Annotated in this window: 23 protein-coding genes; 6 read left to right on the top strand and 17 right to left on the bottom strand. The window is 54.3% G+C overall.

Features of this window, described 5'->3' with window-relative positions:
• Positions 1–21 precede the first annotated feature (21 nt).
• The 13 genes from FFS28_RS15455 to FFS28_RS15395 form a co-directional block, all read right to left on the bottom strand.
• On the bottom strand, positions 22–801 hold the full coding sequence (locus FFS28_RS15455; protein ID WP_137903400.1) for an MBL fold metallo-hydrolase: 780 nt from the start codon (positions 799–801) through the stop codon (positions 22–24).
• A gap of 89 nt (positions 802–890) precedes the next feature.
• Positions 891–2141 (bottom strand): HlyD family secretion protein, encoded by a 1251-nt coding sequence (locus tag FFS28_RS15450; protein ID WP_088208968.1) that lies wholly within the window; start codon positions 2139–2141, stop codon positions 891–893.
• Positions 2142–2147: 6 nt separating this feature from the next.
• Positions 2148–2897, bottom strand: coding sequence for a hypothetical protein (locus tag FFS28_RS15445; protein ID WP_006177669.1), 750 nt, complete (start codon positions 2895–2897; stop codon positions 2148–2150).
• Positions 2894–4990, bottom strand: a complete 2097-nt coding sequence (locus tag FFS28_RS15440) for a peptidase domain-containing ABC transporter (RefSeq protein WP_058609933.1) — start codon at positions 4988–4990, stop codon at positions 2894–2896. Before FFS28_RS15440 ends, FFS28_RS15445 begins: the two co-directional genes overlap by 4 nt.
• Before the next feature lie 66 nt (positions 4991–5056).
• On the bottom strand, positions 5057–5242 hold the full coding sequence (locus tag FFS28_RS15435) for a hypothetical protein (protein WP_001196016.1): 186 nt from the start codon (positions 5240–5242) through the stop codon (positions 5057–5059).
• A 23-nt stretch (positions 5243–5265) separates the two neighbouring features.
• Complete coding sequence (locus tag FFS28_RS15430; protein ID WP_006177667.1) at positions 5266–5460, bottom strand: hypothetical protein; 195 nt, start codon at positions 5458–5460, stop codon at positions 5266–5268.
• 73 nt (positions 5461–5533) lie between these two features.
• Positions 5534–6187, bottom strand: coding sequence for an EcpB family pilus assembly chaperone (locus tag FFS28_RS15425; RefSeq protein ID WP_006177666.1), 654 nt, complete (start codon positions 6185–6187; stop codon positions 5534–5536).
• A gap of 6 nt (positions 6188–6193) precedes the next feature.
• Positions 6194–7792, bottom strand: a complete 1599-nt coding sequence (locus FFS28_RS15420) for a fimbrial adhesin EcpD family protein (protein WP_137903399.1) — start codon at positions 7790–7792, stop codon at positions 6194–6196.
• The gene (locus FFS28_RS15415) at positions 7770–10364 is read right to left on the bottom strand and encodes a CS1-pili formation C-terminal domain-containing protein (RefSeq protein WP_006177664.1); all 2595 of its coding nucleotides are present in this window, start codon (positions 10362–10364) and stop codon (positions 7770–7772) included. The genes FFS28_RS15420 and FFS28_RS15415 overlap by 23 nt, the downstream gene beginning before the upstream one ends.
• 6 nt (positions 10365–10370) lie before the next feature.
• The gene (locus FFS28_RS15410) at positions 10371–11048 is read right to left on the bottom strand and encodes an EcpB family pilus assembly chaperone (protein WP_006177663.1); all 678 of its coding nucleotides are present in this window, start codon (positions 11046–11048) and stop codon (positions 10371–10373) included.
• A 45-nt stretch (positions 11049–11093) separates the two neighbouring features.
• A complete protein-coding gene (locus FFS28_RS15405) occupies positions 11094–11717 on the bottom strand; it encodes a common pilus major fimbrillin subunit EcpA (RefSeq protein ID WP_137903398.1) in 624 nt (207 codons plus the stop codon).
• Between the two features lie 228 nt (positions 11718–11945).
• On the bottom strand, positions 11946–12431 hold the full coding sequence (locus FFS28_RS15400; protein ID WP_006177661.1) for a FidL-like protein: 486 nt from the start codon (positions 12429–12431) through the stop codon (positions 11946–11948).
• 3 nt (positions 12432–12434) lie between these two features.
• Positions 12435–13247: a winged helix-turn-helix domain-containing protein gene (locus FFS28_RS15395; protein ID WP_006177660.1), complete on the bottom strand. Its 813-nt coding sequence runs from the start codon at positions 13245–13247 to the stop codon at positions 12435–12437.
• Between the two features lie 372 nt (positions 13248–13619).
• On the opposite strand from FFS28_RS15395, the gene FFS28_RS15390 reads away from it, so the two are divergent.
• From FFS28_RS15390 to FFS28_RS15375, 4 genes are read left to right on the top strand one after another with little or no spacing between them, the layout of a single operon-like run.
• Positions 13620–14204 (top strand): fimbrial protein, encoded by a 585-nt coding sequence (locus FFS28_RS15390; RefSeq protein WP_042321476.1) that lies wholly within the window; start codon positions 13620–13622, stop codon positions 14202–14204.
• Between the two features lie 53 nt (positions 14205–14257).
• On the top strand, positions 14258–14950 hold the full coding sequence (locus FFS28_RS15385; RefSeq protein ID WP_088208965.1) for a fimbrial biogenesis chaperone: 693 nt from the start codon (positions 14258–14260) through the stop codon (positions 14948–14950).
• A 15-nt stretch (positions 14951–14965) separates the two neighbouring features.
• Entirely contained in the window at positions 14966–17458 is a 2493-nt protein-coding gene (locus FFS28_RS15380; protein ID WP_137903397.1) for a fimbria/pilus outer membrane usher protein, read from the top strand.
• 15 nt (positions 17459–17473) lie between these two features.
• On the top strand, positions 17474–18538 hold the full coding sequence (locus tag FFS28_RS15375; RefSeq protein WP_006177656.1) for a fimbrial protein: 1065 nt from the start codon (positions 17474–17476) through the stop codon (positions 18536–18538).
• Between the two features lie 40 nt (positions 18539–18578).
• Here the strand turns inward: FFS28_RS15375 and FFS28_RS15370 are convergent, their stop codons facing one another.
• Positions 18579–19244, bottom strand: a complete 666-nt coding sequence (locus FFS28_RS15370) for a LuxR C-terminal-related transcriptional regulator (protein WP_137903396.1) — start codon at positions 19242–19244, stop codon at positions 18579–18581.
• A 542-nt stretch (positions 19245–19786) separates the two neighbouring features.
• On the opposite strand from FFS28_RS15370, the gene FFS28_RS15365 reads away from it, so the two are divergent.
• Both FFS28_RS15365 and FFS28_RS15360 read left to right on the top strand, forming a co-directional pair.
• Entirely contained in the window at positions 19787–20407 is a 621-nt protein-coding gene (locus FFS28_RS15365) for a LuxR C-terminal-related transcriptional regulator (RefSeq protein WP_102891870.1), read from the top strand.
• A gap of 75 nt (positions 20408–20482) precedes the next feature.
• On the top strand, positions 20483–21163 hold the full coding sequence (locus FFS28_RS15360) for an EAL domain-containing protein (RefSeq protein WP_137903395.1): 681 nt from the start codon (positions 20483–20485) through the stop codon (positions 21161–21163).
• Between the two features lie 5 nt (positions 21164–21168).
• Here the strand turns inward: FFS28_RS15360 and nlpA are convergent, their stop codons facing one another.
• From nlpA to FFS28_RS15345, 3 genes are all read right to left on the bottom strand, one after another.
• A complete protein-coding gene (gene nlpA / locus FFS28_RS15355; RefSeq protein ID WP_137903394.1) occupies positions 21169–21969 on the bottom strand; it encodes a lipoprotein NlpA in 801 nt (266 codons plus the stop codon).
• A 134-nt stretch (positions 21970–22103) separates the two neighbouring features.
• Entirely contained in the window at positions 22104–22502 is a 399-nt protein-coding gene (locus FFS28_RS15350) for a type II toxin-antitoxin system VapC family toxin (protein WP_137903393.1), read from the bottom strand.
• Positions 22503–22504: 2 nt separating this feature from the next.
• Positions 22505–22765: an antitoxin gene (locus FFS28_RS15345; protein ID WP_137903392.1), complete on the bottom strand. Its 261-nt coding sequence runs from the start codon at positions 22763–22765 to the stop codon at positions 22505–22507.
• Positions 22766–22855: the final 90 nt, after the last annotated feature.

The following is a 22855-nucleotide window of genomic DNA, read 5'->3' as shown; positions in this document are numbered from 1 at the left end:
CTCTCCTACCCTCAGTGAGGCTCAGAATATAACGGTTTCGCCGTCCTGTGGAATGCTCAGCGCATCGCTAAACTGGTTGGCTTCGGCATATTCCCGCAGCGCGCGGCGGGTCAGCAGGCAGTGATTAATCGCTTCCATATGGACCGCCATAAGCTTCGCCTGCGGGAGCAGGAAATGCACGTTCAGCACATCCTGCTCGCCCATAATAATCGGTCCAAAACCAATAACGTGCGCATACCCGGCGTTAAGTATCACCACATCCGGCTGATGGTGCAGCAGATCCGCCGCCACGTCTTCGCGCCATATCGTATCCCCGGCGAGATAAAGCGTTTTTTCATCAGCATGGCGGAACACTACGCCGCAGGCTTCTCCCAGCCGATCAGCCAGCTCGGGCACGGCGTAAGCGCGATCGGTACCGTGCTGGCCGCCGTGGGTTTTGGCGATGCGGATATCACCAAAAGCCGTCTCATTAGTCATCACCGTCAGGTGGGTGAATCCCTGCGAGCGCAACAGCGCGGCGTCGTGCTCGTTCTGAACAAAGATGGGTTTATCTTTGGGGATCAGCGCAATAGCTTCGCGATCCCAGTGATCGTCATGCGTATGGGTCACGATCACCGCGTCGGCCTCCAGCAGCGTCTTCACGTCCACGGGAAGTTCTACCATCGGGTTGCGCAGTTCCGCGCGGGCGGTCCCCGGAAAGCCCGGGTAAGCGCCTTTAGGTGCCAGCATCGGATCGATTAAAAAGCGTTTCCCGGCGTAGGTAATCAGCTGGGTGGCATTGCGAATATGGGTAATATTCATGGGCTATCCTCCGGTGTGTGTGATAAGGAGGATAGCCAGATGCCGCGCGTAACGATGTGGGTTATCGGGCAATGATCGATGAAATCGGGTCAATCAATAAACCGCTTCCTCACCCTTTCAAGCGGGGCGATAAGTAAATTAATAAGCGGCTTGCGGTCGATAACGATATCCGCGTTAACGGTCATTCCGCCCATCAGCAGCCGTTTTTTCTTGTCCGGGTCGCTAAACCACGAAGGAACGCGCACCTTCGCGAGATAGTAGTTCTGCCCTTCCTGGAGCGGGATCAGCGCCGAATGGGCGTCGATATTAACCTCATAGAAATCGGACAGCGTGGCGTCAACCGAGCCATATTTATCCACTGGCCAGGAGTCGAAGCGCAGTTTGACCTTGTCCCCTTTCGCCACCCGGCCAACGCCCGTCGCCGGGACGTAGAGATACCCCTCCATCGTCGCGGTGGTGTTTTTGCGGATCACCACCACCACCTCGCTGTTTTGCGTAATAGCGCGTCCGGGCGGGAAATTGATGGCCACAACGTACCCCTCGGCGGGAGCCAGCATCGACATGGTCGAACTGCCCCGGCTGGAGAGATTGCGGTCAATTTCACTGATGCGGTTTTTCACGTACAGCTGCTCTTCGCTCAGGGAGTCGATTTGCGACTGCGTGCTGTCCGACAGGCTGGTTTTCCGCGCCTCCAGATCGAGAATGGTGCTCTCCTCCAGCGTCAGGTTCAGCTGGGCGTTGAGCACATCGTTATGGCTTTTATCGAGGTCAACCTTCGACACATACCCCTTCCCGGAGATGGCTTTCCACGCGTTGTAGGTATCCGTGCTGTTTTTCAGCAGCGCGCGCAGCTTCTTGACCTTGTCCCGCGACACGGCGATCTGCCGGTCGGTGATATTCAGCTGCTGCGCCAGATTCTTACGGTATGAGGCGATAGAGTCATCAATGGCCTGAATACGCTGTTCACTGCGCTTTTTCTCGGCCTCCATCTGCTGGCGGTCGAACTGCACCACCGACCCCTGCTTACCGCCATAGTCCTGCGATACCGTAAACAGCGGGTCGTTTTCCTTCACGTAATCGCCCGGACGCACCGCGAAATCGACGATGGTGCCGGACTCTCTGGCCCGCACTTCAACATCGCCCTGCGCGGGGATCAGCACCCCGCGCGCCAGCGTGGTTTCGGAAAAATTAAACACCACGGAAAAAATCAGCAAGCAGAGAAAAAAGGAGATAAACAGCGCCAGCACGGCCTTTAACCGGGGGGCGTTAATCTGGTAACTCTTTGAAAAGTGGTTCGGGATCAGCGCCCGACGCTGTCGGCTACGGTTTTTTAATTTCACAACATGTCATCCATGATAAATCACTGAAAGATCGTCCCACGCACTCCAGAGCGTGGGGGTGCTGTGCAGCGCATTCAGCGTGGCGGTCGCGGCCTGGCGGTAATCCGCTGGCGCATAGCGCTGGCTCTCCAGTCCAAACGCCGGGGAATGGAGCGACCCCGTGGGCAGCAAGGTACGAATGCTGTAGCCGTATCGCGTCAGAAACCGCGTTGAGACATCCGTAAGCCACGCCGCCTGATCGCCCGCCCGGGCCATAAACAGCGGCGCGCCCGGCAGGCGCTCGTCCATCATCAGCACCGTTACCAGACGCTGGCGGGCAAAGAAGGACCCGGCGCGACGCGCCTCATGCGCGGCCATCAGCTTGTGCAGCGCGGGATAGTGGCTGATGCACTGAAAGCGCACATCGTCCGGCGCGGTGGATAACAGCGCGTCCATCACCAGCCCAAACCCCGCCCAGCGCATCCCCAGCAGCAGCGTGCGTTGTGAGGCGTAGAAGTCCTGCTCACGGGTAAACGCCGCCACGCGCGGATGCAGATCGAAGCGCACGTTACGCCGCCAGAGCGCGGGCGGGAAAACCTGCTCCACGAAGCCGAATCCGCTCAGCTCGCGGGCGTTCTCGCGCAGGAATTCGGCCGGGACATCGCTCTCTGCGCAGCGCATAAACTGGCTGTAGTTTTGCGTAATCCGGCTTCCCAGCGGCGTGCGCCCGACCTGACGGGCACAAAGATGGGCGTAGATCCGCGGAAGCAACATCATGGCTCACTCTCCCGCAGGGTGCCGTTTTCCATGGTGTAGCACCGCCCCTCACAGCCGACCACGTCAGGCGAGTGGGTGACAAACACCAGCCCGATCCCCAGGCTTCGCAGGTTTGCCAGCACCTTCTGCGCGGTGGTTTTATCGAGGTTGGCGGTCACTTCATCGCACAGCAGCAGCTTCGGCTGGCTGTACAGCGCGCGCGCCAGTACCAGACGCTGCATCTCTCCCGCGGAGAAAAAGGTATTCCCCGGCAGCAGCTGCGTTTCATAGCCGTGCGGCAGACGTGCCACCACGCTATCGACTTCCGCCAGCCGACAGGCCTCGATAACCCGCTCTTTATCCGGGGCGCTGTCGAAGCAGGCAATGTTGTCCAGAATCGATCCGGTAAAGAGAATATCGTCCGCATGGACGATGCGGATCTGCTGGCGCAGCGAGGAGAGATCGCACTCGTGAATGGGGATCGCATTGATCCGCAACGAACCCGACGTCGCCAGCAGCATGCCGGAGATCAGCCGCAGCAGCGTGGTTTTGCCGGAACCGCTCTGACCGACAATCACCGCCTCTTCGCCCTGCTTCAGGGTCATGTTGATGTGTTTAAGCGTGGCCTCGCGTCCTGGATAAGCAAACGAAACGTCCTCAAACGCCAGGCTCACCGGCGAGGTGACGATGCGTTTGCCGAACTGGCTGGCTTCCGAGGGGGCAAACAGCAGGTCGCCTACGCGATCCAGCGGCCCCTTAAGGGCGTTTTTGTCCAGCAGCTTTTGCGCCACCTGCACCATTGCGTCGGAAAAATAGCGTTTATAGCTGATGTAGGCGTACAGCATCCCGATGCTCATCTGCCCTTCCAGAATCAGCCACGCGCCAAAGCAGACCACCAGCAGCTGTTCGGCATTGATCACCAGCAGCGAGGCCACGTCAAAGCGGGCCAGCAGCCGCTCTTTGCGCATCAGGCCGGCGATATGCTCGCGCTGGGATTTATCCATCACCGCATCCCGCGCCTGCTCCATATTGTTTGCTTTAAGCGTAATGATGCCTTTCTGGGTCTCCACCAGCAGGGATTCATACTGCGCGGTGCGTTCAATGGAATCATCCACGGCGCGCTGATACGGGCCAATCAGTGAAAAGCGGATCAGGAAGAAGACGCCCATCAGCAGCAGGGTCAGCACCGCAATCTTCACGTTATACAGCAGCATAAACAGCAGGCTGGTGAAGGCGATCAGGCAGGAAAAAAGGATTTGTACATAGCCATTGCTGATGAACTCCGCGCAGGCGTGGAGCGATTTCTCAATCGCCAGTACGATGCCCGGCGGACGCGAGCGGAACCAGCTGGTCTGGGTGCGCAGCATATAGTGGCGCACGGACTGGCTCAGGTCGTCATAGGCGATGTTGCGCATCAGGATCTCAAGCAGCTGCTTGAGGAATTTGCCTATCACTTCAAAAATAAAGACGATCGCAAAGATGGCGGTGAGCAGGATCACCAGGTCACTGTCGCTGCGGGCAATCGCCTCATCCATAATCAGCTGCACGTAGGTGGGGCTGGCCAGCATGGTGATGAGGGTAAAAATAGAGAGCACGAACAGCAGCAGCTGGCGCTGGAACAGGCTCGGGGATTTATTCGCCAGCCGCCCGAGGGTCAGCGTGTCGTCCGGCGTTTTCTTTTCAAAACGCGGGGTGGGTTTTAGCTCCAGAACATAGCCGGAGAAGAGTTTTTCCGCTTCCTTAAGGCGATAACGACGTACGCCGCTCGCAGGGTCGTGGACGGTAACGCTGCGGCTGTCGACCTTCACGATGACCACAAAATGGTTCCCGCGCCAGAAGGCGATAAGCGGCAGCTCCGAGGTTTCTATTTCAGTGATTTCGCCTTTTAACACCCGGCCCGTCATATTTTTATCGCTGGCAAGGGTCATCAATTCCGCCATCGAGGTGCCCGCGTCGGCAGACACCGAGATCTCCCGGCGTAGCTGGCTTACAGAGACATGGTGCTCGTAATGCCCCATCACCATCGCCAGGCAGGCCAGACCACATTCGGTAAATTCATGCTGACGAATAACAGGGGTTTTACCCTGCTTCTTATACTGAAAAAGCGAAAACATAATGATCCGTGGCTGAAATAAAAAAATGGCCCGGCAAGGCGGGCCATAGGAGCATAGGTCGAAAACTTATGCGCTGAAGAAGCCGCCGATGAAGCCGCCCACCAGACCGAACACGCCGCCGATGGTGCCGCCCAGCGCGCCTAACATCTGGCTGCCTGCGTTATAGCCCGCGCTTGCGCCCTGAATTGCAGCGGCAAACGGATCCCAACCACCGATGATGGCCTGTGCTTTCTTAAAATCGATAACTTGCATGTTTCTGTTCCTGTAATCGTGAATTAGTTGTAGCTGCCAACCAGCGCGCCAAGGAAGCCCATTGCGCCACCCAGGATCCCGCCAACAACGCCGCCCACCATACCCATGATGCCTGCGCCAGTGTCGTAACCCAGCTGTGCACCTTTAACCAGACCCGCGAACGGGTTCAGCGCGCCACCGATAATGTCTTTCGCTTCTGTGAATGAAATCGCTTTCATTTTATTCTCCTGTTGATTGAGATCTTTGGCTTTAGACCAAAGGTTAATTTCCTTTTATGAAGGAAAGCGGTTGCTACGGGCAGGTAGAAAGCGGAATGATTTTATTTCCATAAATAATCATCCGCCTTGCTGGCTGCCCGGCATTATCTATTTCCAGCCGTTGTCCCGGTGGAAGATATTTTGAGTTGTTATATTGCGTGCTGCACCCGACCGAGGAAACATATTTAAAATAGGTATTCCCCGTATTGCTTACCACCCCGTTGCTAAACGCATAATCAAAATGTCTTGTCCACGGACGGACAATCAAAATCGCCTCAAGCGAAACCACCACATCCGACTGAATGCGTTGGCCTTTACTCATTACAACCCGCGCCTGTAGCGGCGTCTCGGTGAATTTTACGCGATAATAACGCTCTTTATCGTCGTGCGGGCCGGTATAGTAAAACTTAAACCCGGCGCGCTCGCCGCTCCCCAGCGTCAATTGTTTTGGCGAGAACATCAGCTCGCCATCTTTTATTTCAGTCTCTTTCCCTTTTTGTTTAGGGACGTCTACCTGGATAAGTGAGACAGTATAATTCTGCCTTTCACTGGTATCGTTTTTTATAGGCTGAAAAACAACTTCCTTTTCTGGCAAAAAATCAATATTCAGACTTTCGATAATTAAAGCATTTGCCCCGAAAGAAATGAAGCAATTTATTGCGAAAATAGCCAGGATTTTTGCAGTCATATTCGTTTAATTCCAGGATGCACTGACGTCTATTTTCCCTTGCGCGGTTACTTCACCAAACCAGTCATTCCCGTCATAGGTTGTTTTCGATACCGGGTTATCCATCACAAACTGCAGTACCAGCGGCGTTTTCCACAGCCACAGGTCCGTGACCCCGGAACTCATTTTGTCCCACTCGGACGCGTGGGTGGCAGGTGCTGGTACCTGGAGAACCTCGCCTTTACAGTTATGCGTCAGCAGCGTCTGGCTTTTGCCCACCAGCACGTTGCCCGGGATCGGGACGGTAAAACCGTTGCCGCTGAAGGCACAGTAATCCACCCCGTTCAGGCTCCGCGTTGGCCCGGTCACTTTGACCGTTACCGCCACGGCGGCATCGCTTTGTGCGCCGCTGTAGGTAATGGTGTAGGGGATCTCAATGGGCGTTTCGCCAATGATACCCGTGCCGGACCCGCCCAGACCGTTCGGGTCGAGCGTATAGTCAGGGTTATCCGGCACAATCTCCAGCCCCGGCTCGATCGGGTTGATCACCACGCCGCCGCCCGGCTGGAAGCAGAAGTCCGCCGCCAGCGAGCTGTTGCCCGGCGTCAGGCACAGGCTAACGATATTGCCAATGCCGGTGCCGTCACCCGCCTGCGCCACGCTCAAAATCAGCGCCTTTGGCAAAAAGATTTTGAGGTAGGCTTTGCCGCCGTTTTTTTGCGGCGCTGCGAGGAAGGTTTGTGCCAGCACGCGGGTATCGCTCTGGATACCGCCGGAGATGCTGTACCAGTTGCTCTCATCAAACGTCAGCTCGGCGGCCAGGCCAGTGCCGCCGCTCATGTGCGACTGCAGCACGCTGTTCACGCGAGATGAGGTGAGCGCCAGTCCGGGGCTGTAGCCGGTAACATCCTCGCCGATAAAGGTGTATTCCATCAGGTCGCACAGCACCCCCGATATTGTATTTCGGGTGTATTTGGTGCAGGCGGCCCCCGTCGACCCGTCAACAATCGTGACCTCGCCGCTGATCGGGTCAATTCCCAGGTCCAACTCCCGGGAGTTGGTCATCGTCATCGTCCCCACCTTGTGCAGCGTGTTGGTGGTCGTCACTTTGTTGATGGACGACGTTTGCGGCGTGGAGGTAATGGTCACCTCGTCACCCGGCGCGGCGTTGAGTAGCGCGTTAAAGAACGGATCGCCCAACACCCAGCGGCCATAGGAGGTCCCCGGCTCCATCACCGGCGGCTTCACCACCATCGACGTGTCGCTGTAGCTGGTAGTCGGGGTGTAGCCGGCGTTACCGCAGCTCGATGAGCACGACGTCCCTTTAAAAAACGGCGAGGCGCTGGAGCCGGTGACGGAAAAGTTAATCGTCAACGCACTGCCCGCAGGCCCGCTATAGCTGTTATCCGGGATGTAGGTGGCGACCCCGTTGTTGGCCTTTGCGCTCAGCGTCGGCCACTCGCGCGAACCGTGTAAAAAGGCGGTCGAGGTGCTGTTCAGGCTAAACAGCCCTGCGGTATTCCCCGTCCCGTTGTTGTCGGGATTATTAATGGCGAAATAGGGCAACTGCTGCGCCTGAGCCGCCGCGCTCATCAGGAGCAAATTAAGAGCGAATATCTTTTTCATCGTCACGTTCCCGTGTTCCTTTTGCTTCCTGCCAGACGTAATTGCCCTTATCGCAGGAGATGTCCCCCAGCCACAGCGCGCCGCGGTTGGACTCGATGTCCAGGCGCACCTCACAGACGCTGTCGTCCGGCGTGGCAATGCTCAGAATCGGATTGTTTTTATCCACATCAATCACAAAGCGTCCGTCGTTTTCCGTGCGGGTCAGGCCGACGTGGTTTTTGATTTGCGTCTCACCAATCGGGGAGCCGTTGGCGTCCACCAGCCGGCCAAACAGCGTGACGATTTTCTTCACCTGCGGCTTCATCACCACCGTGTTACCCGGGTAAACCGTGATGTGGCGACGCGCGTTCGCGCCAATCTCATAGCTTTCGGTGCCGGTTTCACTGTTCATCACTTCGAGGTCGTAAGCCTGATAGGCAGGCAGCGACAGCCAGGTTTTATCCCCTTTGATCCGCTCCGCCCGGCCATTGAGCTTCAGGGTGAGCGCTTCATCGGATTTAAGACCGGTGCTGACGATCACCCCCGCGCTGTCGGTCCCTTTCCCGGCGGCGATGGCCTCTTTCGACCAGCCCACGCTACCGTCGCTGGTCAGGGTGGAGTTCCAGCCTTTGCTCATGCCGCTCTGCACGCTGAGGATGTTGCTGTTCCACGGCGTATCAAAATTCACGCTGCCGCCGCCGCTTACGCTGCGATCGTAGGTGCTGTTAAACGCCTTCGAGACGTTGGCGGTGGCCGATTTCAGGTAATCGCCGTCGAACTGGCGACTGGCGCTTACGTTGAGCGCCGTGCCGGTGTCGCGGTTATGGGAAACGCCCACCGACACGCTATTTCCGAGAGGAATAGAGAAGTCGAGCATCACGTAGCGATCTTTCTCTTCGTAATACCCTTCGTATTTATTGCGCGACAATCCGACGCGCAGGCGCGCGGTACCGTATCGCCCGGCATACAGCCCCTGGGAATAATCCAGCTGATCGCGTTTATAGCGATACATTTTGTCTTCCTGGCGCATCACGCTCAGGTTGCCCGCAGAAGGTAATCCGAAGGAGGGCAAGCTCAACGACGCCCCCCAGGTGTTGCCCTTGCTTTCATAGATATCGAGGAACTTGCCGCTGGAGAGCTGCTCGTGGGAGTACCAGACCGAACCAATCTGCCACGGCAGGCTGAGGTTCACGCCATAGTTCGCACGGTAGGTGCCATCGGTGGCCGCCATCGTCTGGGTATTGACCGAGAGCATGTTCGTCAGGTTAAGCGAGGCCCACAGTTCGCTGACCGCGTGCTCGCGCATCATGTACGCCGAGGCATTCCAGTCGACCATCCCGCTGCGCTTGCTGAACGACGCCCCGACCAGCGACATGGTGTCTTTATGTTTGGTGTTGTAATCGTAGTACCAGGTGTTGTCCTGCTCGTTTTTGCGCTTAGCGTATTTTTTATAGTTAACGACGGATTTATCGCGGCTGTAGAGGCCGCCCCACATCTGCCAGCGCAGCGTTTCCGACACGTTGCTGGAGAAGGGTTTATTGATGGAGTACATGCTGCGCGACACGGTGCGGCTGCCGCTAACCACTTCCACCTCAACGTTGTAGATCCCGTAAGGCAGGCTGCTGGTGTCAATCTCATGGTTGCCGACGTCAAAGCGCTGAATGCCGATCAGCTGGCCGTCGCGGCGAATGCGCGCCTCACCCGCCGTGGGGAAGTACACCACCACCGGCGTCAGGGAGAGCGTATTGTCACGCTTGCGCGAGTTGGCCTGGTTGCCCACCGACACGCCGTACACTTCCCCCCCGGCGATGCCACTCACGCTAGCGAGAGACTGCATCGCCCAGCCGTTGAGCATCCCTGCGGCGTAGCGCATGCCCTGGTAGTCGCGCTCCCACATGGCCGCATTCATCTGGGTATCGCTGCTGTTCTCGTTCACATAGCCTGAGCCGTCGATGAGCAGGTGATCGACCCCCATCGAGATCCAGCTTTTCGCATTCAGATACCCTGAGGACCAGCCGTCGCCGTAACCGCTCTCGGTGTGGTAAGCCCCGAGGTTATAAGAGAAGGTGCCGCTCAGGTCGTCCGACTCGGGCGCGTCGATATCCACCTCGCGTGGACGAATATTCACCCCATAGTCGTTCTTCGACAGGTTCAGCAGCAGGCGCATCTTCTTTTGATCGAGCGTAAACGACGACCCCGCGCTGACGGGGATCCGCATCTGGTCGTCAAACTGCTTGTTATTGATGCTTTTCAGCAGTTTGCGCATCTCTTTCGAGAGACGAATGCCGTTATCAGACTCCTGGACCTGCACGTCACGCAGCCCGAGCTTGAGATCTTTCGCGAAAAGGGTCACATCACCGATGCGCACGTATTCATGCGTATTGCTGCCGTCGCTTCCCTGCGTCGCTGCCTCTGATCGCGTATTGACTAAATAGACGGGGATTTTGATCCCCTGCTCCAGTAATCCATAAAGCGCGTCGGGAAAACGGTAATTAGCGATAACCACGGAGCCTGGAGCGGCAGACGCGAGCGCGGGCAGCGTGCCGGATGCGCAAGCCATCAGCACCGGCAACACTAATTTATTTTTCACCATGCATCCTTACTTAACAGGAATGAACTGTTTCAGGTCCCAAATTCCGAGATGAAAATGGTTGTCCGTCACGTTGATATCCTCGATAGCACGCGAGGTATTGGGCATCAGATAGAAGTTTTTGGTACAGGGCGTGGTCGGGGATTCCGGGTTCGGCTTCAGGCACGTCCCCGTTGCGTTGACGCGAAACGACGTGTTGCCCTTGTTGGTGATCTTTCCCGCCACGTAAACGAAATCGACTTTTTTGTCGCGGGGCTGAACCACGAGGATGGTGCTCACCACGGCGCGGGTCATCCCTTTACCGTTCTTTTGCGCAGCGTTGTCCAGCTCTTCGCTCACCCCTTCATCGACAAAGGTGATGCGGTAGTAGCGCTCTTTATTGTCGGCGTTACCGTGGTAGTAAAATTTGACGATATTGCTGGTGCCAGCGGGCATCACCATGCGCGTGGGGGTGAGCAAGAGTTCGTCCACTTTCTCGGGGTTAATCACCACGCCTTCATCCATTGGGCTGCTGATACGCTGCGCGCTAATGGAGACAATACGTACGCTGTCCGCTTCGTTTTTTAATTCCTTCGACGTGGAATCCGCGTCGGCAGGAATAATGGTGGTGATTTTGCCGACGTTAATCGCCAGCGCGGAAGAGGAGACGAACAGTAAGAAGAAAATGGCAGATTTGAGGCTAAACATGATATTTCCCTAAACAGGGGCTTGCGCCCCTGGATCTGTCAGGCCTTAGCCCCAGGTTGCGCGGAACGCAACGGACACGGTACCTTCCCACAGGCTGTTGGTCAGGTCTTTGAACTCTTTCTTCGCACCAGCATTGTCCTGAGCGGAATCAACGTAGAAGACAAATTTGTCCTGGCCGGTGATTTCAGTATCTGCCGCCGCGCCAGCGCTGGTGGTTAGGTTCCACAGGCCGGAAGAGACGCCGGTGTTAGAAGAAGAATCAACCAGCGTGGTCCACGCGGTAGATTTCGCCCCTACGGTACCGCCTACGGAGCCCAGGTCGTTTCCGCCCCAACGAGCACCCACTTTCAGCTTGGTCGCTTCACCGCCAACGCTGTACAGGGTGTTGTTTGAATCGTCGAGGATGGCTTCGAGTTTGAACGTCGTGGCAGAAGAGTGATCGCCGCGAATGGCCACATCAAACAGACCGGTATCGGTGTTGAATGATTTGGTATTTGCGCTGTAGGCAAAGTTCAGAGCACGCGTCGGGGTAACCACCAGATCGGATTCGCTGTCTTTCGTCGCAGAGGCCTGCCAGGTTGCAGAGGCCGTGGTTTCAGCAGCGTTAACCGCGCTCAGGGCAGAAACAGACAGCAGTGAGCCCAGAACGATAGCGTTCAGTTTGTTCATTTATTTAGTCCTTCAAAAAAGAATCCACATGTATAAAAAGGGGGTGCCCCTTTTTCGAGGCGGAGTATAGTCAGCCCGAAAATAGCGAGGCAATACAGAAAAATTCACTCACCTGCATGAAAAGATGAATATAAAAATACACCCCTGGTATCTTGTTGTTACATAATGAATAAATATTCCACCGGGTGGATAATAGATATTCATCGATTCTTATCTGATGAGAAATTATCAGGACGTGGGAACAGCAACACACATCATTACAGGCAAAACCAGCCCCTTAATTAGCCATGCGTGTCTTTTTACACTGGTGATATAAAAGAAGTTGATATTGTCGAGCAACATTTCGTTGACGACACCATCGGGTGCCGCATCATCTTCAGATTTGTTCAGCTTTTTATCGGTAATATAATAGATGTTACTCCCGTCAATTTTCTCGACGCTGAGAAGGTAATTTCTGTCGATCAGATAACTTTTGCCATCCTTTCTCAGCACACCTTTATGGATAACTGTTATCGCATCGGTGCTGTTGAACATAAATAGCGTGGTTAACGACATATCGGTAGAGTCGCCCGTAGAATACGTTTTCCAGGAAACCGTATCTGACTGACAGCCAAATCCCGTCTCCTGGGGTCTCATAAAGTAAAACAACGCTAAAGCAATGATTGACAGCAGCAGTACGACGCCCAATAACACACTAAGCTTGGTCCTTGACATATTTTAACTCCCGGTCAGGCTTCTGTAAGAAAGGCAATTCTTATAGTCATCGACGCTATCCTGCTGGTAACAAACCGCAAGGAAATAGTTTTCCATCTGCGATTTTTTGAAATTTGAATAGTACGCATCAGCCGTTTGATGCTCGCAGTCGATGTGCCGGCTCGCGATGACCTCTTTCACGCGGTTAAAATAGTATTGTCGCGGCTCGAACATGTTCTTATCGACCAGGTATACCGTACAGCGATCCACTTTGCCGAGCAGATGAATGTCAGATTCTTTCAGGCTGTCCGCCGAGGAGGAGGTTTGATAAATCAGAAAGCCCGCTATTCCGGCAATGACGATCAGCATCACCACACATAGCGTTATAAACAGGGTGTGGAAATGTTGAAATCGTTTAGGGGGATCGGGATCGCGCTGCGGAATAAGCAAATCCGTCTCATCAGCCTTAGGGAGTTCGGGCACGGGTGGCGCGACCGGCGGTCTTACCGTATGGTGTTCAATATGCGCCGCCAGGCTAAATCCTTTCCCACGAATCGTTTTAATCAGCATCGGATCGCGCCCCAAAATACGAAACGCTTTCCTAATTTCACTTATGGCAACATTAAGACTGACGGAAGAACCCGAGAAGCCGTGCTCCTCCCAGACCTTTTTTATCAGGTCATCTCTGTCGAGAGTTTTACCATTATTGATGATAAGTTCGTAAAGTAAACGTGCGGCCTGGTTAGATAACTTAATGGAAGATTCCTCTTCTCCATTAATCATGATCATACCGGTGTCCACTTCATAAAGCATTGCAAGATCAATGAGATACTTCATAATATTATTTCGCCACTGTTATAAGTTTTTGTATTTCCCTGGCAATAATAAGTCTAAAGCGGGTAGGGTCAAGTCATGTAATATTATTTGGAGGGGGGATATAGAAAACTTCATTAATTAACGATTATTAAATCATTAATTAAAATCTTTGGAAGATAACATTTGGGTTATGATCTTAAAAAAAACCTTACAGCAAGATTATAATCTCGATTACTTCGTTTCTTCGGAATAATGTTTTGTTATGTGTCATTTTGATGCAACATAATCTCGTCAAGGCTTGTATCTCAAGTCGCTATGCGCCTGGCCCGGTCACCGCGTGCTGCGCTGCAAATAACATTCATCTTATACAAAACAAACATTATGGAGTTTATCATGTTCAAATCGATCATGACCGTTTCAATGCTGGCCGCAGCCATTGCCTCTACCAGCGCGGTTGCCGCCGATAACTCAGCGGGTGGCGTAATTAACTTTACCGGGGCCATTACCGATACCACCTGTACCATTAACGGCGGCAAAAGCGCTGATTTTACCGTTGCGCTCGCTCCAATTTCGGTTAAAGACGCTGGCACCGCAGTGGGTCTGATTACCAAAAATAAGAAATCCATCGCTCTGACCTTCTCCGGTTGTTCACCTGCGGCGGGCACCACCGGTACACCACTGAAAGTGTACTTCTCCAGCGCGGATAATATCTCCACCGACGGGAAATACCTGCTGAATAACAGCGTCAATGAAAGCGATGCCAGCGTAGCCCGTAACGTTGGTTTTGCATTAGTGGAACCGGGTTCTTCTACCCCTATTTCACTGAACCAGCCTTACACCACCGATATTATGGGAACGGCCAAAGCACCAGATTCAGAAACCCTGACCCTGGATGTTTATTACTATAAAACCAACGCCACCGCGGCGACGGTTGGTGATTTAAGCTCTAACGTTACCTACACCATTTCCTATCTGTAATATCACATTATTCAGGCTCTGTTCTGGCAGAGCCTGTTGTAAAGGTTTTAATCATGCGTAAGGCTATTTTGCTGGCAATGCTGCTGTTGAGCACGGGTCACTCATGGGCCAATATTGTCATTAACGGCACCCGAATTATTTATCCTGAAAAGAATAAAGAGGTGATTGTTCAGTTAATCAATACCGGCGATGCGCCTTCCCTGGTGCAATCCTGGATTGATGACGGCGATATTAATTCAACCCCGGAAACGGCAAAGGTTCCCTTCCTGTTATCTCCGCCGGTCATTAAGGTCAACGAACATAACGGTCAACAGCTTCGCATTAAAAAATTGCCGGCAACGTTACCTGCGGATCGTGAATCGGTCTTTTTCCTGAACGTTCTGGATATTCCACCCAGACCCGAAAACCTGCAAAACCAAAATACCGTTCAGCTGGCGATTAAGTCCCGCATCAAGCTTTTTTATCGTCCGACATCGCTGACGGGCACGCTCGATGACGCCGTGGGAAAATTGACGCTGGTCGCCAACGGGCATGAATTCCGCATCAGCAATAACAGCCCGTTCTTTATTACGGTCGCCAATATTTCCCGGGGCAAAAATAAGCTTCTCGAGGAATCGCCGATGGTTTCGCCTTTTGGGCAGCTGACCGTAGCGACAAAAAACGAGGTTAAACGCGGCCAGAGCGTCCAGCTGATGTACGTAGACGATCTGGGTGCCTACAAAACACGGACCTTCACCAGCCAGTGACCGGAAAGACTCACCATGACATTGAAACAAAACAGGCTCTATCTTCTGGCAGTCTGCTCGCTTCTGCTTTCGCATAAATCAGGTGCGGTGTCGTTTGACCCTTCCCTGCTTGCTGGCGCATCCGGTGAGTCTGATTTGTCACGTTTTTACGAAAACAACGCCATGCCCGCGGGTAAGCAGGAGATGGATATCTACGTCAACGGGAGCTGGAAGGGGCGTTATAACGTGACCTACGGTGAGCAGCGCGATGACATCCGGCTTGCCTGGAAGGATGCCCAAACGCTGGGGATTAACACAAAATCCCTGCCCGCGCCCGCCATCCCCCAGGGTCAGGTGCAGTTGCACGACCTGGTGCAGGGCGGTGAAGTTAAAACCGATCCCGGTACCCTGAGCCTGGCGCTTACCGTTCCGCAGGCGGCGATATTACGCACCGAAGAGGGGTACATTGCGCCGCAGTTCTGGGACGAAGGAATCCCGGCGCTGATGCTCTCGTGGAACACCACCTGGTACAACACCCGGGCAAAAGGGTCGGCGAAAGAGACCAATGATGATTTTTATGCCGGGCTGGATTCCGGTGCGAACCTGCTCGGCTGGCAGTTTCGCGACAGCAGCACCTGGCGCAGGGCAGCCAGCGGCGACAGCAGCTGGCAAAACAACACCCGCTACCTGCGCCGCCCGCTGGCGGGAATCAAATCAAACCTGACGATGGGCGACTTTTATATCCCCGGCGATCTGTTTGATTCCCTTCGCGTGCGCGGCGTTTCGCTGGCATCAGACATGAAAATGCGGCCCAACTCGCAGCAAGGCTTTTCACCGGTAGTACATGGCGTGGCACGCACCAATGCGCTGGTCAAGGTGATCCAGAACGGTAACGTGATCTATCAGGAAAACGTCCCGCCCGGCCAGTTCACGCTCGACAGCATCCAGCCCACCGGTTCAGCCGGGGATCTGCTGGTTGTGGTGCGTGAGGCCGACGGCTCACAGCAATCCTTCACGGTTCCGTTTTCCGCCGTGCCCGGTATGTTAAAACAAGGGGTGAGCCAGTACAGCGTGGTGGCGGGTAAAGTCCATCAAAATACGCTCGATACCGAACCCGCCTTTCTGCAGGCGACCCTGCGCTACGGCTTTAATAACCTGATTACCGGCTACACCGGCACGATACTCAGCGATAACTATCAGGCCGGGCTGATCGGCACGGGCTGGAACCTGCCCTTTGGCGCCGTTTCCGTTGACGTCACCCACGCGAAAACCACGCTGCAGGATCGCACCGACAGCGGCCAGAGCTTTCGCGTGTCGTACAGCAAATTTATTGATACCACCGCCACCAACTTCACGCTGGCGGCCTACCGCTACTCCACCAAAGGCTATTACAGCTTCAGCGATGCGCTCTATTCGCGCGAAGGCTACCGGCGTCTGAAAGAACAGTACGACGATTACAAAGACCAGTTTGGCGTTGCACCGGAGATGTCGCTGGGCACCTGGGATGCCCTGCGCGCCGCCCAGCCTAAAAACACCTTAACGCTCAACCTCAACCAGCGCCTGGCTGACAACTGGGGCACGGTATTTATCTCCGGCACACAGCGCGACTACTGGAACTCGCAGCAGACCACGCGCGAATATCAGGCGGGGTACTCCAACGCCATTGGCCGCGCCAGCTATACCCTGTCGGCCAGCCGGGTGCGTAACAGTGAGAGCGAAGAGGAGACGCGGTTTTACCTCTCCCTGAGCCTGCCGTTCTCGCTCTTCGACAACAACGCGTGGATCACCTCCAGCGTGACGGCCAGCGATTCCCACTATGAGCAGAGCAACATCAGCATGAGCGGCAACGCGCTGGAATCAAACCGCCTGAGCTACACCCTTTCCGGCAGCAACGCCCGGGGAGGAAATAACACCGCGAGCGTTAACACGGCGTACCGCTCCAACTTCGCGACGCTCGGCGGCTCCTACAGTGAATCTTCCGACTACCGTCAAACGGGGCTGAGCGGACGCGGCAGCCTGGTGGCGTTCCCGTGGCATGTTCTCGCCTCCAACGAAACCGGCACCACCATGACCATTGTGGATGCGCCGCAGGCGGAAGGGCTGATGGTCAACGGCGACGAAAGTATCGTGACCAACCACGACGGCGTGGCGCTGGTCCCCTACGCCACGCCTTATCGCAAAAACTCTATCACCTTGTCCGAAACGCCGGGCAGCACGGGCGCAGAGGTGCTCGGCAATATCGCAAACGTCGCCCCGTATGACGGCGCGGTGAATTACGTCCGCTTTGAGACCGACAAACGTCAGTCCTGGGTACTTCAGGCCACGCGCCAGGACGGCAAGCCGCTGCCTTTTGGTACCGAAGTGCTGGATGAACGCGGTGAGTCGGTGGGATACGTCGGCCAGGCAAGCATTCTCTATATTCGTGCCGAGCAGCCACCGCAGACCCTTAACGTTCATCTTCGTGGCGGGAAGTGTGAAATTTCCTCGCCAGCGTGGGGGTTGAACAGCCCGCCCTCTGTTTGCCATTAATCACGGAATATCACTATGATACGGTTCTTCACCTTTCTGCTTCTGGCCTGCCTGAGTACCGCCAGCTACGCCACCTGCTCCGGGGGCAGCATTGTCTATGGCACGCCGATCAGCGTGGATTTATCGGACAAACTCAGCCCGGCGACGCCAACCTGGACGGGGAGCTTTACCACGCAGTACAGCGGTACCTTTAACTGTACAACCGGCAACAGCGAGTTCTCCTATACGCCGATTCTTTCTACCGACAGCAAATATGCCACGATCCTGGGGTTCAGCAATAACAAGTACATGGTGCGGGCGGAAATCACCAGCACCCAGGCCAATAAAACGCTGGCGGCTGGCGGGAGCCACACCGCAGCCGAGCTGAACACCCCTTTTACGGTCCGCTTCACGCTGGTGAACCAAAGCGGCACCACCCTTACCGGCGACACGGCCAACATGAGCGACGTCATGTTCGTCAGCGATATGAGCGGCATGTCCTTCTGGGAGATCATCACCTGGCCGATCAATCAGATGGTGAAAATCGTGCAGTGGCTGTTCAACGGTTTTCAATGGCCCTACGATAACCGCGATATGTTTGGTCAGCCGATGACCATCAAATATGCGCCTAAGCTGACAACCTGCTCTTTTGATAACGCCGGGTTGACCGTAAACCTGCCGACGCTGGGTATTCCCCAGCTCAGCGCCTCCGCCCAGCCGGGGCTGACGCCTTTTACGCTGAACATGAGCTGTCAGAACGTGGGCGTGAACGGCAATTCAGACCGGGCAATTGAGATGTTTTTCTCCAGCACACAGCTGTCATCCACGGACAATTCGGTGCTGGTCGACAGCAGCAGTAGCGCTGCGCAGGGCATCGGGCTACGGCTCATCAAGCAGGATACGCCCCAGACGCCCGTGACTTTCTCGACATCCACCACCAGCCGTGGAAATGCCACCCTGATTTTCAATGTGGCAGCAGGGGCGGCGCTGAGCGAACGTTTCACGATACCGATGGCGGCGTACTACTACGCCTGGGCTCCCGCGAAAGTGACGCAGGGCAAGATCAACACCTCCGCGACGTTGAACATCATCTATCCCTGATCTGACCTGGCCGGAATGATGTGCGTTCCGGCTCACCAGGTTAGCTTCCCATCTTCCCCACGGTGTTCAGATACTTAATCAGTTCGCTGTGGCTCGAAATGTTAAGCTTTTTCATCGCGTTATGTTTCTGCGTAGCAATAGTGCTTACGGAACGATTTCGATAACTGGCGATTTCGGTGATCGTATAGCCTTCGACGATAAGGTGGATCACCTCCCATTCTCTGGCAGACAGCACCGAACGCGAGCGCGCGCCGGCGCGCATGGCCCCTTTAAGCCAGGTTGAGACGACCGGTTTTTGCTCCTGGGTTTGCATCAGCGTCTGTAATTCTTTTTTCAGCTCCGCCATGTCATCCTGCAGGCTAATGGTCAATTCAAACTTCATTTCCAGCACTTTCTTCAACAGCCCATAGTGCAGCTCCGGCACAAAAAGAACGCGCCTGACGTTCCGGGTCTTGCACAACATATTTAACCGGCTGCTGGTTTCCGTACTCCACTCCTTGTGATTAAGCAGATAATTAAATTCAGTAAAAACAAGATCCACTTCATTTTCAGCAAGCGCTTCCAGAAACTTATCCGCAGTTTCCACGATCGTGACATGTAGCGAGTAATCAGAAAGCATATTCTGAAGCGAACAAGATATTATTTCCTGAAAGATATTTATTTTATAGAACACTATCACCCTGACGGGGTTTTCACTATTTATCATGTCATTTCAGAGTTATTGTGGTGAAGAAAAAACCGATGATAGTTTATGCCCCCCTCGCTCACAACCTCTTACGCGCCAGGATTTTATCCTTCAGAATGCTAAAAATCTGAACAACTTTATTAGAATAATAGAATTTCTTCTATTTTATCCTTAACAGGCTTTTTAGCATTAAGACAAAATCACCTTACAACCCTATTCCGCCCGTGAGGTTTTCTGAAGAAAACCGCTTAAAACCCCCATTAAAACCGTGGATTAGCACTGCTTTACACCAACCGAATCCTGGCTTAACGGCATTTAACAGGATAAAAACCTGTGCACCAGATTAATAAAAGATTAAAGAGATTATATTTCCCATTAAAACGACTTTACAATTTTATCTTCCCCTAATAATTAGCATTCTCTTTACTCAGTCATTTCCAGTGAATTACATTTAGCCCCATCGACTTTAAATATTAAAAAGAGATTCGCTATTCTTTACGATACGGCGAAGCAGTCACCTTCTCTGTATATGGACTGATTCTTTCAGCAAAAGGAGAATGCCAATGCCAAACAAAAAAACAATTCATGTGGCCGTCATTGATAGCTGTGAATTCACCCTGATTGGTCTGCAATGGCTGGTAAACCGCGAGCCGGATGCCCAGCAAGAGGTCGTTTTCCATGGCTTCAGCCAAATAGACGATTTTGCGCTTAGCGAGTGCCGCTTTGACATTATTATTTACGATCCGCTGAATACGCTTGATTTCAAAGTGTCAACCAATGACGATATTTTAAGCCTGAAAGAGAAACAACCTGGGGCCAAAATCTATATTTATTCCCTGTCCGTCGGCTATTTGAAATATAAACATGTGGATGGCGTGATCAGTAAAAGGGTCTCCCTGGGGGATATCAAAGCGCTGTGGCAGATCCTGATGAGCCAGACCCCGGCGGATTCCGGGCTGTATAACGTGAGCATGACTGCCCGGCAACGCGCCCCGGCGAGGCTTTCCAGCGAAGAGGCCAGCGTGCTGCGCGGCTATTCCTGCAACCTTAAAACCAAGCAAATTGCCCGCCAGTTGGGCTGTAACGTCAGGCTGGTTTACTTCTACAAGAACAATGCGATGCACAAACTTAAGGCCGTGCGTGGCCCGTCGTTCTACCAAAGCATTCGCTGGATACTGAATTAAGCATTTGACCGTGTGTCGTTTGCCTTTTGTTCCCGTGTCCGCGGGAACTTTTTTTTCGTCTTTTGAAGGGCCGTCATGTATACCGTTCTTCCCTCCCCCGTGTTTCAGCGCATCTCCGGGCTGCGGTTTCAGCCGCTGGTCGACTTACGTTCTGGTCAGGTGGTGGCGCATGAAGTTCTCGTGGAGATCCCGAACGTCAATCTGGAGGCATTCTTTGCCACCTTGCCCTCCCGCTGTGCGCTGCAGATTTTTTTCTGGCAGGCCAACACGCTTTTGCAGATGCCCGGGGCCGGTCACTACTGGCTCAACCTGCTGGCGGAACATTTCCTGGACGCGCGGGCGATTGGGCTACTGCTGAGGTTACGCCATCAGCAGCGGCTGACGATTGAGATTCAGGACCCCTTCACCCTTACCCGAATGAACGAGGCTGAACAACGGCGTTTCCATGACGCGCTGAACCAGCTCAAACAGGCGGGCTGGAAAATCTGGCTGGACGACCTGACCTGGGATCTGGCAGAGGAGTACATGCGCCTCGCGCTGCCGCTGGACGGTGTGAAAATCGATCGCTCCGCACTCCATGCGCAGGAGGGCCCTGACGCCCTGGTGCAGTCCGTCAGGGCCAGGATAGCAAAAGCGGTCGTCATTGAGGGCATTGAAACCTCTCAGGATCTGGCGCGCGCCTGTGCAACGGGCGCGCAGTTTGGCCAGGGTTTTCTCTGGCCAGAGAGCCGCGTTAATGCCCGCGTGCCGGTATAAGAGGCTTACCAGCCCGGAACGGCACCGCCGTTAAAGATTTTTTCCGCCGCCTTCGCCACCTCAGGCGACTGGTACGACTGGATAAATTCCTTCACCTTCTCTGCGTCTTTGTTGTCTTCACGCGTCACCACAATGTTCACATAGGGCGAATTTTTATCTTCGACAAAGACGCTGTCGTGAACCGGTGACAGCCCGGTTTGCTGGAGGTAGGTGGTGCTGATAATGGCGACATCGACTTTCGGATCGTCCAGCACGCGCGGGAGCTGCGCCCCTTCCAGCTCCATGATGTTGAGCTTTTTCGGGTTGGCAGTAATATCCAGCGCCGTCGGCAGCAGGCCAACGTCCGGCCTGAGCGTAATCAGCTTCTCTTTTTGCAGCAACAGCAGCGCGCGACCAAGGTTGGTTGGATCGTTTGGAATGGCAATGGTTGCGCCATCCTTAAGGTCATCCACCGCTTTGATTTTGCGGGAGTAACCGGCCATCGGGAAAACGAAGGTATTCGCAACCGCGACCAGCTTATAGCCATGCGCTTTGTTATCTTCCGCGAGGAACGGGCGATGCTGGAAGACGTTGGCATCCAGTTCGCCGCTGTTGGTGGCATCGTTTGGCAGCAGCGAGCCGCTAAAGCCCACCAGCTCTATGTCGAGGCCATACTTCTCTTTCGCCACCTTTTTCGCGACTTCCGCCACGTCCTGCTCGGCGCCGTTAATCACGCCAACCTTAATGTGTTTGGCATCGCTGCCTTCCCGATCGCAACCTGCCAACAGCAGTCCCGCCAGAACCAGCGCACCCAATCGAAGTTTCACCAGACATATCCTTTTGATAAACGTTTCAGTGACTATATCGACAACGAGACGGCTGGCTAAAAAACGAAAAGGCATCAGTAAGAAGGATAGGTTATATGCGGATTTTCCCTCTCCTGCAGGAGAGGGGGGGAACATCAGGCAGCGTGCGTCCAGTCTTCCACGCTTAACTCCTGCACCATCAGAAAGGCACGATCGTTCGTGACAATGGTGGTGCCCTGGCTGATGGCATGCGCAGCGATCAGCTGGTCGAGATCGCCCATGACGTTGCCTCTCTTTTCCATCGCCGCACGGAGCGCGCCGTAGGTGGCTGCGGCCTCGCTGTCCCAGTCGCAGACGGTGATGGTTTTGAGAAATTCCAGAATGGTTTCTTCGAGTTTATGGCTATGCTTTTTGGCTACGCCATAAAGTAATTCCGCCTCCGTTACGCTTGAAATACACATGTCATCCGGTGCAATTTTCGAATACTGGCTCACCACCTCAGGATGTTGCCGTACGAGATGGCTAACCATATTGGTGTCCAGCATATGCCGCATCACTATAGCCCTTCTAACGGATCCCTGGACGTATAGCTCTGATTACGCTCCTCTTTGCTAAGGAAGGAATCCGGCACCGGCGTTTGCTTGAGTAAACGCAAAAAGATTTCTCTGTGTCGCGCTTTCTCTGAAATAGCCGTCAGCACCACATTCCCGTTTTCATCCCGCCGGATATAAACACTCTCCGCATCAAACGTGAATTCAGCAGGCAGCATTACCGCCTGGCTTCGCCCTCTTTTAAACAGTTTTGCTTTGCGTTCCATGGCAACCTCTGTCGGTTTATTGACCAGGCCAAAGCATGCGTCATCGCCAGAGGGCAAGACAAGCATGACGCGTCAAATTAGGAAAGCGAC

The sequence above is a fragment of the Enterobacter sp. 2VL genome, assembly GCF_005503595.1.
Taxonomy (GTDB): Bacteria; Pseudomonadota; Gammaproteobacteria; order Enterobacterales; family Enterobacteriaceae; genus Enterobacter; species Enterobacter cancerogenus.
This window is presented reverse-complemented; position numbering and strand designations above follow the sequence as displayed.